Annotated in this window: 17 protein-coding genes; 13 read left to right on the top strand and 4 right to left on the bottom strand. The window is 55.8% G+C overall.

What is annotated here, in order from left to right; all coding sequences use genetic code 11:
* The first annotated feature begins 191 nt into the window (after positions 1-191).
* The 6 genes from RTU96_RS12170 to RTU96_RS12145 all read left to right on the top strand — a co-directional run bounded on the left by RTU96_RS12170 (position 192) and on the right by RTU96_RS12145 (position 6,074).
* Positions 192-1,631 (top strand): MarR family transcriptional regulator, encoded by a 1,440-nt coding sequence (locus tag RTU96_RS12170; protein ID WP_312636885.1) that lies wholly within the window; start codon positions 192-194, stop codon positions 1,629-1,631.
* 12 nt (positions 1,632-1,643) lie between these two features.
* Complete coding sequence (locus tag RTU96_RS12165; protein WP_397356971.1) at positions 1,644-1,838, top strand: cysteine-rich KTR domain-containing protein; 195 nt, start codon at positions 1,644-1,646, stop codon at positions 1,836-1,838.
* Positions 1,839-1,953: 115 nt separating this feature from the next.
* Complete coding sequence (locus RTU96_RS12160; protein WP_312636884.1) at positions 1,954-3,102, top strand: ABC transporter substrate-binding protein; 1,149 nt, start codon at positions 1,954-1,956, stop codon at positions 3,100-3,102.
* Positions 3,099-4,121, top strand: a complete 1,023-nt coding sequence (locus RTU96_RS12155) for an iron ABC transporter permease (protein WP_312636883.1) — start codon at positions 3,099-3,101, stop codon at positions 4,119-4,121. Before RTU96_RS12160 ends, RTU96_RS12155 begins: the two co-directional genes overlap by 4 nt.
* A gap of 4 nt (positions 4,122-4,125) precedes the next feature.
* The gene (locus tag RTU96_RS12150) at positions 4,126-4,908 is read left to right on the top strand and encodes an ABC transporter ATP-binding protein (RefSeq protein WP_312636881.1); all 783 of its coding nucleotides are present in this window, start codon (positions 4,126-4,128) and stop codon (positions 4,906-4,908) included.
* A gap of 188 nt (positions 4,909-5,096) precedes the next feature.
* Positions 5,097-6,074 carry a CAP domain-containing protein gene (locus RTU96_RS12145; protein WP_312636879.1) on the top strand — a complete coding sequence of 326 codons (978 nt, stop codon included), beginning with the start codon at positions 5,097-5,099 and terminating at the stop codon, positions 6,072-6,074.
* Between the two features lie 133 nt (positions 6,075-6,207).
* Here RTU96_RS12145 and RTU96_RS12140 read toward each other — a convergent pair whose 3' ends face one another.
* Both RTU96_RS12140 and RTU96_RS12135 read right to left on the bottom strand, forming a co-directional pair.
* Complete coding sequence (locus RTU96_RS12140; RefSeq protein ID WP_312636878.1) at positions 6,208-6,882, bottom strand: hypothetical protein; 675 nt, start codon at positions 6,880-6,882, stop codon at positions 6,208-6,210.
* A 27-nt stretch (positions 6,883-6,909) separates the two neighbouring features.
* Positions 6,910-7,482, bottom strand: coding sequence for a GNAT family acetyltransferase (locus RTU96_RS12135; RefSeq protein ID WP_312636877.1), 573 nt, complete (start codon positions 7,480-7,482; stop codon positions 6,910-6,912).
* A gap of 423 nt (positions 7,483-7,905) precedes the next feature.
* Between RTU96_RS12135 and RTU96_RS12130 the strand changes: the two genes are divergently transcribed.
* From RTU96_RS12130 to rsmA, 4 genes are all read left to right on the top strand, one after another.
* Entirely contained in the window at positions 7,906-8,934 is a 1,029-nt protein-coding gene (locus tag RTU96_RS12130) for a G5 domain-containing protein (RefSeq protein ID WP_312636875.1), read from the top strand.
* A gap of 391 nt (positions 8,935-9,325) precedes the next feature.
* Positions 9,326-10,705 (top strand): polysaccharide deacetylase family protein, encoded by a 1,380-nt coding sequence (locus tag RTU96_RS12125; RefSeq protein ID WP_312636874.1) that lies wholly within the window; start codon positions 9,326-9,328, stop codon positions 10,703-10,705.
* Between the two features lie 99 nt (positions 10,706-10,804).
* Positions 10,805-11,512: a polymer-forming cytoskeletal protein gene (locus RTU96_RS12120; RefSeq protein ID WP_312636873.1), complete on the top strand. Its 708-nt coding sequence runs from the start codon at positions 10,805-10,807 to the stop codon at positions 11,510-11,512.
* 230 nt (positions 11,513-11,742) lie between these two features.
* The gene (gene rsmA, locus RTU96_RS12115) at positions 11,743-12,591 is read left to right on the top strand and encodes a 16S rRNA (adenine(1518)-N(6)/adenine(1519)-N(6))-dimethyltransferase RsmA (protein WP_312636871.1); all 849 of its coding nucleotides are present in this window, start codon (positions 11,743-11,745) and stop codon (positions 12,589-12,591) included.
* A gap of 231 nt (positions 12,592-12,822) precedes the next feature.
* Here the strand turns inward: rsmA and RTU96_RS12110 are convergent, their stop codons facing one another.
* Together RTU96_RS12110 and RTU96_RS12105 are read right to left on the bottom strand one after the other, a co-directional pair.
* On the bottom strand, positions 12,823-13,260 hold the full coding sequence (locus RTU96_RS12110; protein ID WP_312636870.1) for a hypothetical protein: 438 nt from the start codon (positions 13,258-13,260) through the stop codon (positions 12,823-12,825).
* Between the two features lie 19 nt (positions 13,261-13,279).
* Positions 13,280-14,314, bottom strand: coding sequence for an aldo/keto reductase (locus tag RTU96_RS12105; protein ID WP_397356964.1), 1,035 nt, complete (start codon positions 14,312-14,314; stop codon positions 13,280-13,282).
* A 236-nt stretch (positions 14,315-14,550) separates the two neighbouring features.
* On the opposite strand from RTU96_RS12105, the gene RTU96_RS12100 reads away from it, so the two are divergent.
* From RTU96_RS12100 to RTU96_RS12090, 3 genes are all read left to right on the top strand, one after another.
* Positions 14,551-14,913 (top strand): LysR family transcriptional regulator, encoded by a 363-nt coding sequence (locus RTU96_RS12100; protein ID WP_312636869.1) that lies wholly within the window; start codon positions 14,551-14,553, stop codon positions 14,911-14,913.
* Between the two features lie 129 nt (positions 14,914-15,042).
* Positions 15,043-15,366, top strand: coding sequence for a helix-turn-helix transcriptional regulator (locus RTU96_RS12095; protein ID WP_312636868.1), 324 nt, complete (start codon positions 15,043-15,045; stop codon positions 15,364-15,366).
* Positions 15,363-16,739, top strand: a complete 1,377-nt coding sequence (locus tag RTU96_RS12090) for a DUF2812 domain-containing protein (protein WP_312636867.1) — start codon at positions 15,363-15,365, stop codon at positions 16,737-16,739. Before RTU96_RS12095 ends, RTU96_RS12090 begins: the two co-directional genes overlap by 4 nt.
* Positions 16,740-16,899 lie beyond the last annotated feature (160 nt).

Here is a 16,899-nt window from a genome sequence, read left to right as displayed (position 1 = left end):
AAGAAACCACAAAAAGGCGGACGGTTTTTAAAACCGTTCGCCTTTTCACGCAGCGGAGAGTTCCTCCCGGCTGGACATTTTAAAATTTACGCAGTTTTTTATTTGTTGTCTTGACATTGATTTTGAATGTATGCTATACTAACAAATAGCTTAGTTGCAACTAACTAAAAGCGTATAGGAGGCACGCCGAAATGCCGTACCACACAGAAAACAGCCCGGGCCGATACTATGAAACGATGCGCCGGTATCAGGAGGCGCAGTTGCTGTTCGCGGCCATTCGCCTCAATGTATTTTCCCATCTGGACACGCCGCAGACTGCGCAGGATGTTGCTAAGGCGCTGGAGTGCGATCCGTGTCAGGTTCGGCTTCTGCTGCTGACCCTGACTTCCTGCGGCTGGCTTGGAAAGCTTGGGGAGTATTACATGAACACGCCCGAAACGAAGGACTTTTTATCCAGAAACAGCAATGTGTTTCTGGGGGACGCCCTGCTGTTCCGGGAAAACATGACCTCGCTGGCGCAGCTTGAGGAAAAGGTCAAGTCCCCTGAAGCTCTGCCCAAACCGGCCTACAATTTTTCTGAAATGGCGAGGGTGTCCATTCCCGAGCTGTACACCGGGCGCGTGCAGGCGTTTTTAAAGCAGATGGAGGCGCTGTATCCGGACCCGCTTCGCCCGCTCCGCCTGCTAGATCTGGGCGGGGGAACCGGGATTCTGGGAATTGAATTTACGAAACATTTTCAAAACAGCCGGGCGGTGATTTTTGAAGCGCCGGATGTGGCGGAGGTCACCAAGGAAATTGTGCGGGAGCATAATAAGGAAGGGCAGGTGGGGGTTATCGCCGGGGATTTTAATACGGATTCCCTCGGTGGCCCATACGATGTAATCGTTGCTTCCGGTATTCTGAATTTTGTGCGCGGCGACCTGTCGGATTTCATTGGCAAGCTGTCGGCAAGCCTTGCTGAGGATGGGAAACTGCTGATTGTGGGGCAGTTTTCGGATGGGGAGGACGGCGTGCCGCCCAATATGGTAGGATGGCTGTCCGGCTTTTTGGAGGGTCTGCCGCTCCCGCCCGACGGGGAGGCGCTTGCAAAGGCGGTGAAAAACGCGGGGCTGACCCCCATGGAAGCCGCGGGGGCCGACCGATACGAAGGGCGGCTTTACCGAAAAGGGGGCGCGGAAGCAACGGTTTCCTCTGAAGACGTTATTCGTTCCTTTATTGAGCTGAACGAGCGCATTGCCAACAGCCGGACCAACGTCCTGAACTTTGGCAGTGAGGAGATGACTTTCTATCGGGGAGAAATCCACATTCTGAAAATGATCGGTGACTTTCCGGGGATTCACAGCGCCGAGCTGGCGCGGAAATTTGGAATCACCCGGCCCGTGGTTCATAAAAGTCTGCAAAAGCTGGCGGAGCGGGATTTGATTCGCAGAGAGGACGACGCCGCAGATAAAAAGCGCGCCCTGCTGTACCTGACGGACAAGGGGCAAACGGCCTACCGGGCCCACGAGCGCTATCACGACGAAAACGACAGGGCGCTGTTTGCATTCCTTGCGGATATGCCCGGCGATAAGCTGACCGCCATCAATGGATTTTTAAACCATGCCATCGGCCTGATTGAAAACCATGCGTAGGCGGCGTAGGTGATGGGCCGAATGGAACAGAACGAATGGGTATGCTGTCCCCTGTGCGGACAGAAAACGCGGGTTAGGATTCGGGGGGATACGGTGCTGATCCGTTTGCCGCTCTTCTGCCCCAAATGTAAACGGGAAAGTTTGATCAATCTACGCGACCGGAAGGTTTCCGTTGTTCCACAGCCAGACGCTAAGACGCAGTGCTGATAAAACAAACGTGTTTGTTTTATCACGCCTGCGTCTTTTTTTCTTGCGAAGCATCTGCTAAGATTTCTGAAAAATCATTCAGAACATCTTAATTATTATTAAGGAGAAATTGTACATGAACAGCAAATTGATTGCCGCCGCTTTGGCGGCCACCCTCTGCCTGTCACTGACAGCCTGCGGGCAGACGCCCGCCTCGTCAGGCGCGTCTGCATCCGCTGGCTCGTCCCAGGCGGTGGAAAGCGCAGCGTCCGCCAAGTCCGGCGAGCCGAGAACCATCACAGACCTTGGCGGGCACCAGGTCACTGTTCCCGCTGCTGCCGACATCCGAAAGATTGTCATTTTAAGCCCGCCGGTGATGTCCTTTGTGATTGGGGCTGTGCCGGATACCGAAATGATTGTGGGCATCAACGCCCGGTCCTTCCTGACCTCCAATCCGCAAATTGTGGAAAAGGCGTTTCCAAATTGGCAGTCGGTGGAATCCTCCTTTGTGGATGTGAATTTCGCAGTAAATACCGAATCTCTGCTGGCGCTGGAACCGGATATTATTTTCTATTACGGGGATTTCCAGAGAAAAGGCATTGAGGGCCTTGCGATTCCGGCGGTGGACTTTCTGATGAAGGGTGTGAACAGTCCGGAGACAATGTCGGTTGCGTGGGACGGGCAAATCAGAGAGCTGTTGAGTACGGATACCTCTGTGGGAATCCAGCAGGAATGGGATGCCACCAACGCAAAGCTTGACAAGCTTCTTGCGCAGGTGGGAGACGAGAAGAAAACAGGGCTTTGCATCAAGCTGAATCAGGCCGGAAGTCTGATGGTCATGGGATCAGACTCCTTTGACGGCTGGGCCCAGAGCTTCTTTGCCCTGGGCGGAATTGAGAACGCCGCCGCATCCATTGAGGGCACCGGCGAGGTCAGCATGGAGCAGATTTACCAGTGGGACCCGGATTTTATCATGTGCTTCCAGGATGCCCCGGCAAGCTATATTCTGGAAAACTCCATTGAGGGGCAGGATTGGTCGCTGCTGAGCGCCTGGAAAAACAAGCAGGTTTTTGACGTGCCCAGAACCACCTATGCATGGGTTACGCCCTGCGCGGATTCCCCGCTCTTTCCCTTGTGGCTGGTTTCCAAGGCATACCCGGAGCTTGTGAGCGACGATGAGGTGCGCACAGAGATCAGGGAGTATTATCAGCGAAATTACAGCCTGGAATTGACCGAGGGGGAGCTTGACTCCATTCTGGACTATCGGGAAGCCACCGGAATATGAGAACCGCCCATCACGCAGGCTATCGCAAAACGATGCTGCTTGGCTCCTTGTTGCTTGCGGGGGCGGTGGTTGCCGGAATATCGCTGGGGAAATACGGCATCCGCCTGTCGGAGCTTGCGGCTATTTTCTCCGCAAAGCTGCACGGCGGCGTGGACAGCACCATGGAAACCGCCGCCTTTGTCATTTTCAACGTGCGCATTCCGAGAATTATGTTAGCCGCCATGGTCGGAGCCGGATTATCCATATCCGGCTCCGCCTTGCAGGGCACCTTTCAAAATCCGCTGGTCAGTCCGGATTTGCTGGGCGTCAGTTCCGGCGCGGGCTTTGGCGCGGCGCTGGGCATCCTGCTTACCGGGGGGCTGGGCCTGTTTACGCCGGTGCTTTCCCTGCTGGCGGGGCTGATGAGCGTGGTGCTGGTATTCTTGCTGGCGGGGACAAAAAAGGGCGGGGGAACGCTGTCAGTGGTGCTGGGAGGGATTATTGTGTCCTCTATCTTTTCGGCACTCATCTCGCTGATTAAGTATGTGGCCGACTCCTCCGAAACGCTTCCTGCCATCACCTTCTGGCAGATGGGCAGCTTTGCAAACGTCACCTACCGGGACATCGAGATTGCCTTTGTGCCTATTGCGGGAGGTATGCTCGGTCTTCTGATGCTTCGCTGGAAAATCAATCTTCTCTCTCTTGGCGACGAGGACTGCTTTACCCTTGGAATCAATCCGCATACCACTCGCTGGCTGGTGATTTTATTTGCCACGCTGACCACGGCAGGCAGCGTCACCGTTGCCGGGGTCATCGGATGGGTGGGACTTGTAATTCCCCATATTTGCCGCAGGCTTGTGGGGGTGAATCACGGGCATCTCCTGCCTGCCTCCGCCCTGATTGGGGCGGCCTTTATGATTCTGGTGGATACCGCCGCAAGAAACCTGACCTCAGCCGAGATTCCCGTGGGAATCCTCACCGCCCTGATCGGCGCGCCGTTTTTCGCGGTGATTTATCGCCGGGGAAGAAAGGAGGGGTGAGCGAATGGAAAAAATTCTGGAGGTGCGGGAGGGCTGCTTCTCCTATGCGAAGGGAAAGCCGCTCCTGCAAAATATCAGCGTTTCCTTAGACGGCGGGCAGGTGATGGCGGTGATGGGAAGAAACGGTATCGGAAAAACCACGCTGATTAAATGCATTGTGGGCATTCTGAGCTGGGACAGCGGCTATTCCACGGTGGCCGGCAGGCAAAGCAAAAAAAACAGGCCCGTGAAGGAAATCGGCTATGTGCCACAGGCCCACCGGGTCTCCTTTGACTACTCCGTGCGGGACATGGTCGTGTTCGGCAAGGCGGGGCACAGCTCCTTTTTCGCATCACCAAGCAGGGGAGACTATGAACTGGCGGACCGGATGCTTCAAAAAACGGGGATTTATGAACTGCGGGACTCCCCCTGCAACGAACTGAGCGGCGGTCAGCTTCAACTGGTGTACATCGCCCGTGCGCTGATCAATGAACCAAAGCTTCTGGTGCTGGACGAGCCGGAATCGCATTTGGATTTCCGCAATCAAATCCGTCTGCTAAAGCTGATTCAAGCCGTTACAGCCGAGGAAAACATTGCCTGCATTCTCAACACCCATTATCCGAACCACGCCCTGCGCATTGCGCAGCGGTGCTTTTTGCTGGGCGAGGGAGACTATATTACCGGAGATACAAACCGGGTGATGACGGATGCCAATATTCAAAAATTTTTCGGCGTGTATGCGCATTCCACCGAGTTTGAATATAAGGGCGAAAAAGTGACCTCATTCTCGTTTTTAGACGAGGTATAAGTGCGTGTAAAAGGAGCTATTTTCCCAATTTTCAAAAAAATATGCCGGAGAGGGCTGCTTCCCGGCCTACAAACCGACTCGTATCAGGCGGATACAAGGTCCGCTTCCATACCTTGGGAGAAGTGGAAACATTTATAGATTGCAAATGGTAACAAAACAGTTACAATAGGATGCAAGGAGGTAACAAAATGAAAAACTTGAAAAAAACACTCAGCGTTGCCCTTACATCCGCGATCCTTGCAGTGGGCCTGGCGGTCAGCGCTTCTGCGCAGACCCTGCCGGGTGCGTCCTGCCCAAGCGGCTCCGGCCGGTCCGCCGCTTTCCAGAACGTAAACAATGTTCTTAGTACCTATGTCAACAATTCTTCCAACTCGAATTGCAGCTCCAACCTGAAGTCACTATTGGGGAATCTGACCTCCAATGGCTCCGGGCAGACGCTTCCTTCCAGCGTCAGCGATCTTTTGAAGCAGTGCGGGATTGACTCCAACGTGCTGAACTCCGGCTCCAATTGCAATCAGTCCAAAAACAGCAATTCTAACTCCAACTGCAATTCCAACACCAACTGCAATTCTAACTCCAACTGCAATTCCAACACTAACTGCACGCAGGCAGGCAACTGCATCACCGACTGCGACACGACGGGCAATTGCACCACCACCTGCGATAAGTCCGGCAATTGCACCCAGCCCACCGGAAATAATCAGACTCCCTCCACCGGCAACGGACAGTCCGGTCAGAACGGATCTTCCAATCAGGGTGGTTCCGGCTCTACCGACAACTCCACGGCCGACAATCAGACCTTTGAGCAGCAGGTGGCCGATCTGGTCAACCAGCAGCGCGCGGCCAACGGCCTGAATCCCCTGACACTGAGCACCGAGCTGTCTGCAGCAGCCCGCGCCAAGTCTCAGGACATGCACGACAAAAATTACTTTGCCCACGAAAGCCCCACCTACGGCTCTCCCTTTGACATGCTGAAGACCTTTGGTATCAGCTACCGCACCGCCGGTGAAAACATTGCCATGGGCTATTCCACACCCGAAGCGGTGATGAACGCCTGGATGAACTCCTCCGGGCACAGAGCCAACATTTTGAACGCCTCCTACACCCAGATCGGCGTGGGCTATGTGGCGGACGGCAACTACTGGACGCAGGAATTTATCGGGTAATGTTGCCCATACCTGCATAAAGAAATAGAAAAGCGCAAAAACGCGCCGTGGTAGGCCTGCCACGGCGCGTTTTTGTACAGAAAGACCCCGGCGCGTACCAGAATCGGTACGCGCCGGGGTTTAAGAAAGTAACTCAGCTCCGCGGATGACTGGAAAAGCCCTGATCGCCGCCTACGTTATAAAGTCCGTAGAAGGGAAGCGTTTCCTCGATAGTGTCGCCATAGCCGCGGGCCCAGCTAAGGTAGCCCTCCGGCAGGTCCTTTACCGGAGCGCCCGACAGGTAGAACAGCAGCTCCTTGGCGTCATCCAGTCCGTAGGGCTCGCTGTAAAGATACTTGATTCCGTCCCGGATTTCCTCCGTTCCGGGTTCCTTGGACAGGGTGAGGTCCTGAATCTCAACGGAATAGGTGTACTCGTCCACTTTTTCCGGCGTTGTAAAGGTTCCCGTAAACTCGGAGCTGTAGCAGGTGCCGTTGGGATAATCGGTATCTGCACTGCCCATGTCGGAGTCGGTGTAAAGCCCCTCGAAGGAGCCGTCGTCCGCGACATACAGCACTGTGCGCCATGCGCCTGCACCGCTTCCAAACCAAAATTCCAGCTCTGAAATATCAGAGAAGGAAAATTCCGCTGTCTGTGCGTCCGGCTTCGTTTCCGAAGAGGAGGAAGCGGCTGCTTCCGCTCCTGATGAAGCGGAGCCGACGCTGCTGCCGCCCGGCGAAGATGGTTCGCCCGAGTCGCCGCAGCCCGTCAAAAGGCTGAGGGTCAGCAGGGCCGTTGTGAAAAGCAATTGGTTTTTTCTGTGTATCATAGTAGTTTCCGCCTTTACTGAATTGTTTTATAAGCTGCTCGTTTCTTTTGCGTCCGTCTCACAAGCCATGAAATAGTAATTGTTTTGATTAAATTGAAAGGTTCCAAGCTGGGTCAGAAAAACCTTTTTGGTGTGGGCGGCATAGGAACGGTGGTTGATCTGATTGATAAAGGTCACCATCACAGGGTATCGGTCCTTCATACCGGCCAGCGACGCATGGAAAAGCTGTGCGAACAGCCCTGTGCCGCGCACGGCTTTGTCAAGGCACGCCGGGCCGTACTGATAGGAGGTTTCCACCGACAATGTACGCCCATTCAACGAATATAGGGGAAGCTGTCCGATCATGTGGGTGAACAGGGGCCACTGGGCCCAAAAGTCCCAAGAGGCAGCGGTGGCGTATGCCATCACCTTTCCTGCATCATCCTTCGCCACGGTCACGCCCCTCTGCTCCGTGATCAGTGCCTTAAGCTGCTCCGGTGTAAAACTTGTGGTGACAAAGCCGTCCGGTCGGTCCTCTGGACGGATAAAGTCCGTATGATACGCACGATGCAGGGCTACGATTCCGTCATAGTCCTTCATGGTTGCCTGTGAAATGTGCATAAAGCCCCCCTCCAAACCTTTTTAACAATCGGGATACCGAAGATAGTATAGCACACATTGTCCTTTGATGAAACATAATTGTTGCCTGACACCGGTGGCTTTTTCCGCTGCGGCGGAGCGGTTTTCCCGCAGGATTACAACTCTGTTTCTTTTATTTATTTTTGTAGATATTTTGTTACTGTTGCATCTCGATGCATCCAAAATTATCCAGTCATTTTAGGGAGTTTTTGGGCGAAAGTGGGGACACTACTTGCCTTAACACCGCATAAACTTGACAAGGGTGGGAAAGTGGAGTATACTAAGCCCAGTTTTTCATTTGGTAACAAAAAGTTACAAAGTGTTTTCCGTGAAGCAGGAAGACGTATAAACGTTTTCCAAATCGGGGAAAATTCGGAATGGAAACGATTCTCAGGAGGTATTGTTTTGGATTTGCAACTGCTTTCCCGCGCGAAAAGCGCGGCTGGACGGCTGATCTCGCTTGTCACTGTGACGGCGGTGGTTCTGACCGTCTGTTGGTTCACCGCGGAGCGGGCTTCCGCGCTGTATATTCTCACCGACGGGGAGGACGCCACCATTGTTTTGGAGGCGGGCGCCGACGTGGCGGACTTTTCCTCTCAGATGGTGTATATCGGCACAAACGCCGCCGGCTTTGAGCTGACGCTGGCCGCCGGCTGGCCCGTAACGGTGCTTTACGACGGCGCGTCCGTCTCCACCACCTCCCGGCAGGAAACCGTTTCGCAGCTCCTTGACCGGGTTCACGCCGTTCCGGGGCCGCTGGAGATGGTGGCCGTGGATTTGAAAGACGCGGGGCTGACGCTGACAGTGTCCTCTGAACTGACTCACTACGAGCGGGTGGCGGAGGACGTCTCGTACCAGACCGTGGAGGTGGACGATTCCACGCTGGCGGCCGGGACCCGGAAGGTGGTTCAGTCCGGCGCGGATGGCATCCGCACCGCAGTGTATGAGGTAACGTATTCCGGCGGCGAGCGGGTTTCCCGCCAGTTGGTGTCGGAGGAGTCCACCGCCGTGGACGAGGTGGTTCATGTGGGCGTGGCTCCCGCCGCAGGGGGACCCGGCAACGCCGACCCGGTGGTGAATGTGGAGAAAAACGCCGATGGAAGCGGAACCCTGACCTTTGCCTCCGGCGCCGTCTCCAGCTTTTCCGCGGTTAAGTCCATGACCGCAACGGCTTATACCAGCGGTTACGGTGGGGCGGATACCTGCACCGCCACCGGCACCTTTGTGCGGGTGGGCGTGGTGGCCGTTGACAGGAAGGTAATCCCCTTGGGAACGCGGCTGTATATTGTCACCGCCGACGGCAAGGTGAACTACGGCATGGCCGTGGCTGAGGATACGGGTGTCCGTGGAAACACCGTGGACCTGTATTTCGACACCTATCGGCAGTGCATTGAGTTTGGCCGCCGCGCCGCCACAGTGTACGTGCTGGACTAACGGCTCTTCAGGAGAATAAAAGCGCCCGTCTTGCTGGATTTTCGGTGAGGCGGGTGCTTTGCGTCCGGGAACGGGCGTTTTTATCGACCAAAAACGACAGAAGTTACCATTTTTTTTGGACAAAGACTTTTAAAAAACAAAAAGGCGTGTTATAATGGCTCAGAAACAGACACGAAATGAAGATTTATTTGCTTTTTTATCCCTTTCCCGGGCGGTTGGGAACAGGCTGCGCCGCATCGGCGCACTGTCCGGTCAGGTGAAAGAACGCCGCTGCTGAGGGCCTTTTGTGCTTGTAAGCGTGGTGATCTTTAGGCGGATTTATGAAAATGTGTGTAAATTCCCAGAGCGGCGGGCCTTTTATCGGGGCGTGCGGCGCGGGAAGGAGGGCCGGATGAAGCAATTGGCACAGGGAGCCTTTGCCGACAGCGATTTGGAGGAGGAGCAGTCCCACGGCAAAACGTTGAATTTTCCCGGGGAAATGAGAGTAATGAAGCGGGAGGACAGCGGCGCCGATTTGGCGACGGAGGAGGAACCTTTTCCAGAAGAGGAAGCGGAAAACGAATGGGCGGAGGAGACCGCACCGCAGGATCAGGCGCATGTCTTTGCAGAAGATGGCGTTTCCGAAACGGAGGAGTTATCCGAAGCGGAAAGCGCTTCCGAAACGGAGAAGCCTGCTGACGATGTACCCGAAGATGGGGAAATGACTTGCGGAGAGCCGGGGACGGGACACGTTGAAGAGCGCAAAGAAGAGGAGATGCCTCTCCCAGCGGAGCAATTGGACGCGGAAAGCGCGTTGGCGGAGAGAGCGCCATATTTCGGCAGCGTCAAGTTTTTTAAAAATATGATTCTGGCGGCGGTGATCGTTGCCATAGTGATTCCTTCCTCGCTGGCTGTTTTCTTCTGGAGGAACGGACAGACGGCGCTGGCAGAGGAAGAAGGACGACGGGCGGCTCTCAGCGCTTCTTTGGCGGAGCTTCAGACCCAATACGATCAAATGGCGGAGGAGAAACTTGCGCAGGAGCGTATCTGGGCCGGTTCGGTGGCGGACCGGGTGGTAAAGTCGGACCCTCTGTATTATCAGGAGCTGTATCCCGATTTTTACGTGACCGATCCCCTCGGCCCGGCGGTACAGGACGACGGAACCATGTACCTCACTTTCGACGACGGCCCCTCCTCCAATACGCCGCTGCTGCTGACGGTTTTGCGGAACAAGGATGTCAAAGCCACTTTTTTTGTGGTGGGCGGCAGCTCGGAGAAACAGCGCCAGTGGATGCGAGACATTGTAAGCGAGGGCCACACGCTGGGGATGCACAGCTATACCCACCAGTATCATGAGATTTACGCGTCGGTAGAGGCGTTTCTCGATGACTTTTATAAACAGTTTACCGCTATTAAGGAGGCCACCGGTCAGGCGCCTACTATTTTCCGGTTTCCCGGCGGCAGCGTGAACGCCTATAATTACCCGGTGTACCGGGAAATTGTGGCGGAAATGCTGCGCAGAGGCTTTGTATTCTATGACTGGAATCTTTCCAGCGGAGACGCGTCCTCCAATTACATATCTCCCAAGAAAATTACCTCCAATATTCTGGACAATGCTCCGGCGTTTTCCCGGGGAATCGTGCTGATGCACGACGCACCCAGCAAGGACAGTACAGTGGAATCCCTTGCCGGAGTAATTGACGGCTTACGGGATCAGGGCTTTACCCTTGCCCCTCTCACGCGGGAGGTGCGCCCAATGCTGTTCAATTACACCGACTATCAGCCCGACTGACAAACGTGCGCGCAGGAAAGGTGACAAACGCTGAATGGTACAGCGAAAAAAGCCTTTGGCCGGGACAGCGCCAGAGTAGAGAAAGGAATTTGAGTGCAGATGAAAAAGGATAATTTCAGCAAGGCCATGAACGAGATGTTCGGAGTTGGCGGAGACGGCAGAGCCGAGGCTCCCGCTGCGGAGCCGGTGATGGCGGCCCCGTCGGAGTCCTATGTGTCCGACGAGATGTTTGCCCCGGCGGAGCCGGCTGCGCCCGAGAGCGGCTTTGCCGCTCCTCCTGCGCCAGAGCCGATTGTGCCCGAGATCTCCGCGCCGGACCCCTTTGCCACCGCCGTGCCCTATACCACGGAGCCGTCCTACAACAGGGCAATGCCCTCTGCGCCTGTGCAGAAGACCATTCTGGCGGCGGGTACTACCTTTGTGGGCAACATGACCGCTCAGGGCGATGTGGATATGGACTGCGAATTTCAGGGAGACATCCGTGCCAATGGAACCGTGACCATCCGCACCAAGCTGGCCGGAGATTTGAGCGCGCGGGTGGCGGAGCTGGTTTCCTGCGAGGTACAGGGCGACGTGCACGCCGACGAAAGCGTTCGGATTGACAGCAATTCCAAGGTGATCGGCAACATTACCGGCAAGGATTTGAACTGCTCCGGAAGCATTCAGGGCAATGTACAGGTCAGCGGCCATGTGCAGGTCAGCGGTAGCGCCTATATCGAGGGCGATCTGGAGGCTGCCAGCATTTCCATTGAAAACGGCGCGGGCATCAGCGGACAGATGCAGGTTTTGCCCCGCAGGGTCCAGTAACGGTGCTTTTAAAATATCCGAGGCTGAATAATTATAAGGTCGCGGTGTAACGGCGTGGGCAAGGGGACCGCCTTTGGCGGTTCCCTTGCGCTCTTGCGGTATGTGAGAAAGTTTTGGGCACACGTCGCGCCGAAAGTCATTTACGTATAGTTTACCGCTCTGGCGGCAAACTTTTGCAAGGCTTTTTATGCGTGGCTGCGGGCTGTGTCCCGCGGAAAGGCGGAATATTTTTGAATCTTTGTAATCTGAACGATTTGCGGGATCTGCTGGGGCGGCACGGCTTCCGTTTCTCAAAATCAATGGGCCAGAATTTCCTGATTGACCCCACTGTTCCACGGGATATCGCGGATTCCTCCGGTGCGTCGCCGGAGTGGGGGGTTTTGGAGATTGGCCCAGGTGTGGGGCCGCTGACGGTGGAGCTGGCCCAAAGAGCAGGAAAAGTGGTGACCGTGGAGCTGGACCGGTCTCTCTTTCCGGTGCTGGAGGAGACGCTGGCGCCTTATCCCAATGTGGAGGTCGTCTCCGGCGACGTAATGAAGCTGGAGCTGGACGCTTTGCTTCGGGAGAAGTTCGGCGGACTGCCGGTGATGGCCTGCGCCAATCTGCCCTATAACATCACCACGCCGGTTCTGACAAAATTCGTGGAGACAAAGGAAATTCGCCAGTTTACCGTGATGATTCAGCGGGAGGTGGCCAAAAGAATCTGCGCGCCCCCGGGGGACAGGGAAGGAAGCGCTTTCTCCCTGTTTTTGCAGTATTATATGGAACCGGAATATCTCTTTTCCGTGGAGCCGGAGAAATTCTATCCCGCGCCTAAGGTAACGTCCGCGGTGGTGCGCTGCGTCCGAAGGGAAAAGCCCCCGGTAGAGACGAAGGACGAGGCGCTGCTGCTGCGCCTGATGCGGGGAGCATTCGCCCTGCGGCGAAAAACGCTGGCAAACAGTCTGGCTTCCGCGCTGGGGCGGCCCAAGGAGGAGCTTTTGGAGGCCATTCGCGGGGCCGGCCTTTCCGAAACCGTGCGGGGAGAGCAACTGACGTTTCAGGATTTTGCCGTGCTGTGCGCACGGCTGACGGGCTGACGGGTGAACACCGCAAGTGGTATTCGGGCAATCCGGGAGTCCGCATCTTGATCCTACGGCTTGCCGAGGACCTACGCGGCCTGCGCCGATGAGCGCCCCGCAGATTGCCACTTGGGACCTAGTCTTCATACCATAAAAACAACGTCCCCGGCGGAAGAGTTTGTCTTCCGCCGGGGACGTTTTCTTAAAAATTTCGGAAGAGGGAGCGGGACAGGGCAAGCAAAGCCGTTGTCAGTCTCGCTGAGGAAATTTTTTGCACAAAGTGTCCAACTCTTCGATCAGGGCGCTCAACGCTGCTTCGGTCATCACGCAGTCCACGTCGGCGCAGTCAATATCCTCCATCGTGTTTTGCAGGAGAAAGGAGACGTTTATAATATAGCGCTCCTCCTTGTCCCTGTACGCGGAAAAAAGGAAGACCGGCTCGATAAATTCGCTGTCCCAGCGGTCGCGGATGCCGGATCGCAGAACCTTCAGTCCGGCGGCCAGTTCTTGAAGCTCCCCGGTAGATAAACAACTGCTGGATTCCCGGATGACACGGCCGTCGTCATGGGTGTAGGTTGCCCGCAGGACCAGCCAGTTGCGATCCTCCACAGACGCGCCTGCGGAGGAGGAAAATTCGTAGCTGACAATTTCCAGCTTCAGGTTGACAGCTTCGTTTTGAAAAAACATGATTCTCTCCGTTCTATTCTTATACGGCGCTGTGGTGCAAGGCGTAAAACTCGTCGTAATCCTTCAGCATGAACTGAAGCAGCGTGGGCGTGTCCAACTCATAGGGGCAGCGGCTCTTGCACGCGTTGCAGTGAATGCAGTCTTCAATTTTGTGCATTTTATCGTGCCACTCGTCGCTCATGTAGGGTTGATAGGGCGCGCGGCGCAGCAGCATAGCCATCCGGGCGGCCTGAGGAATGTCGATTCCGGCGGCGCAGGGGAGGCAATAGCCGCAGCTCCGGCAAAAATTGTGGGCAAGCTCTTGGCGGTCTTTGTCGATGACCGCCTGAAGCTCCGGGGTAATTTTCTGGCGCTTTTCCGTCAGCTCCAGCCACTGGTCCAGCTCCCACTCGTGCTGAATGCCCCAGATGGGAACCACGTTGTCATAGCCTTGCATGAATGCGTAGCAGGCGGCGGCGTTGTTCAGCATCCCGCCAGAGAGGCCCTTCATAGCGATAAAGCCCATATCCGCTGCTTTGCAGCGGGCTGTAAGGTCAATATCCTTGTCGGAGGATAAATAACAGAAAGGGAACTGCATCGTCTCAAAATTCCCGGAATCCACGGCTGCAAGTGCCACGTTCAGGCGGTGGTTCGTAATACCGATGTGGCGGACATAGCCCTTTTGCTTCGCTTCCAACGCGGCGGCAAAGGGGCCGTCGGGATCGTTGATGTCTGGGAACTGGGCCGGGTTGTGGAATTGAAACAGGTCGATATAGTCGGTTTTCAGACGGCGGAGACTCTCCTCAATGTGGGCCTGCACAGTTTTTTTGTCATTGCCGCCGCTTTTGGTGGAGATAACAATTTCGTGCCGCACGTCACCCAGCGCCTCGCCCAGCTTTTCCTCACTGTCGGTATAGGCGTTGGCGGTGTCAAAATAGTTGATTCCCGCGTCAAAGGCGCGGCGCAGCAGCGCCGCTGCGTCGCTGTGGCTGACACGCTGAACGGGCAGCGCACCGAAGGCGGTTTTTGTGACCAGCAGCTCCGTCCTGCCCAAGCGGACCTTTTCGATTTCCATGGATATTTCCTCCCCGTTTGTGCGATTTAAGAAAGTTCACCAATGTTAAATTTATTGTAAACCATTAGAAGACAGTTTGCAATAGGCCGAAAAATTTCGGTCCGATTTCTGCCGCCGAGAAACCGTTTTGAACGGGTTATGTCTTATTTTGTCGCATTTTTTATAAGACGGCGCGTCGGGCGAAACTGCTAAAATCCCCGTTTGACGAAGCGGGCAGGTTGTGCTATGATGCAGGCATGAACGAACATTTGAAATTAAAACTGACGGTCAGATTATATTCCGACGACGACGAACGGGGCTTCGGGCCGGGAATCGCCACGCTGCTCCACCGGGTGGAGGAGTATCGATCCCTGCGCGCCGCCGCCGCGTCCATGGCCATGGCCTATTCAAAGGCCTGGCGCATCGTGCGCGCGGCGGAGTCTGTCTTTGGCTGCAAAATGCTCAGCAGTGTCACCGGCGGAAAAAACGGCGGCGGCGCCGTCCTCACCGAGGAGGCCACGGCGCTGCTGGCGGCCTACGATCAGTATTGTGCCGAGGTGCAGGGCTTTGCGGCAGAGCGGTTCAAGCGCCATTTTGCGGTTGGACCGGAGGAAACGTGACCCTTTTTGAAGAACTTTGGGGGCGGGAGCTTTATGCTCCCGCTTTTTTGATTGCCCGTTGACAATAGCGATATTCGATGTTATTATTTGGAATAGCGATATTCGATATCTGAAAGGAGGAGCAGACGGATGGCCCGGGAAAAATTTCAAACTCTGACGGAGCAGATGTTTTACATTCTTCTTTCTCTGCGGGAGGAGCTGTGCGGCGCGGACGTGATGGCCCGGGTGGCGGAGCTGACAGGCAATCGGGTAATGATTGGGCCGGGAACGCTGTACAACCTGCTGGAAAGATTTCTAAATGAGGAAATGATTGAGGAGACGGCCGTAGAGGGCCGCCGGAGAAGCTACCGTCTTACGGCGGTGGGGGAGCGGGCGCTGCTGGCGGAGGCCAATCGGATGGAAACGCTGCTGGCGGATTACCGGCGACATGGCACAGGAGGGGGAAGGGCATGAGAGAGACAAAGCGGACACTGATGTGGTATGAGTTCTATCAGGACGCAAATATCGAGGAGCATCTGGAAAATATGGCGGCAAAGGGCTGGCGACTGGAGAAGATTGGGCTTTTCTGGCACTACCGCCGGGCGGAGCCGGCACGGGTGCGCTATGCCGTGACCTATTTTTCCGAGTCCTCGGAGTTCAATCCCTCGCCCACAGAAAACGAGGAAACGCTGCTGGAATACTGCGCGGCGGCCGGGTGGGACTTTGTGGCGGGGTTGCATCAGATGCTGATTTTTTCAACCTTGCGGGAGGACGCGCCCCCCATTGAGACGGAGGGGGCCGTGAAGCTGGAGGCCATCCACCGGGCCATGAAAAAGAATTTCCTGCCGGGAAATTTTGTGCTGCTAGCGTTGTTTGGACTCAATTTGGTCATACAACTGCGTGCGGGGGCACTTCATTGGTCCCGCTTTTTGTCAGACGGGGTGCAGCTGGGCGCGGCGCTGATGATGCTGGCGCTGGTAAGCTATTTTGCGTTGCTGCTGCTGTCCTATTTTCTGTGGTTCCGGGCGGCAAAGCGGTCGGTGGAGCAGGGAGGCCCCTGCCGCTCGGGGCGGAGCCGCTTTGCAAGGGCGCGGCAAATAGCGCTAATGGCGCTGGCGGTGGTCGTGTTGGCATTGATGTATATCCCAGCGGCACTGCAGTACGGGCACGGACTGCTGGCCGCACTGCTGTTTTTTCTGTGCTTTTACGCGCTTTTAGGCGTGACCGTCCGGGGCCTGCGGGGCTGGATGAAGCGGAAGGGGGTGAGCGCATGGACAAACCGCCTGGTGTCTACCGGCCTGGCCTTTGTGCTGGCGGCGGCGGTGCTGGCGGCGATTCCTTTTATCGTGTTGCGTGCTGGGGACAACGGATGGTTTGGCGGAGAGAAGACGGAAACCTACGTCACGTCCCACGGCTCCGAGTGGACGCTTCACCGTGACCCGCTTCCCCTGAAAATTGAGGACTTACAGCCGATAGAGGAGCTACCCTGGTCCTATGAGCTGACGGAGCACTGGAGCCCGTTTGCGTCGTTGCGGGAGGGACGGCAGGTGGAGTATGAAAACTGGGAATCGCTGGACTACGATATTTTTGACGTGAAAACCTACTTTTTGTACCGGGCCTGCCTGCGGGATTATTTAAGGACAGAAGAACTAATCGGGCTGGAGTACAATGCTGCGGACGAAGCGCCGTGGGGGGCGGAGGTGGCCTACCGCCTAAGCATGGACGGAGAGGAAATGAACTCTTGGCTGCTGTGTCGAAATCGGCGCATCGTGCGCATTGCCTTTGCCTGGACGCCCACCCCGGCGCAGATGGCGCTGGCAGGGGAAAAGCTGCTGGCGGGTGCGTGAGAGCCAAGACCGAACGGCGGCCTATAAATCCCACGCTGAAAAATACGGGATGGGTGAGCGGTGAAAGCCGGGACGGGAGTTTAAAGTCCACGGGGCTTATTTGCGATTGAAGGGAAGAGCCAGAAAAACCGAACAGAAAAGCCGCGCCCCGAAGCTATAA

Origin of the sequence: Oscillibacter sp. (assembly GCF_032018205.1) — a bacterium.
Taxonomy (GTDB): domain Bacteria; phylum Bacillota; class Clostridia; order Oscillospirales; family Oscillospiraceae; genus Oscillibacter.
The sequence above is the reverse complement of the archived record's forward strand: the minus strand, read 5'-3'. Positions and strand labels throughout refer to the sequence as shown.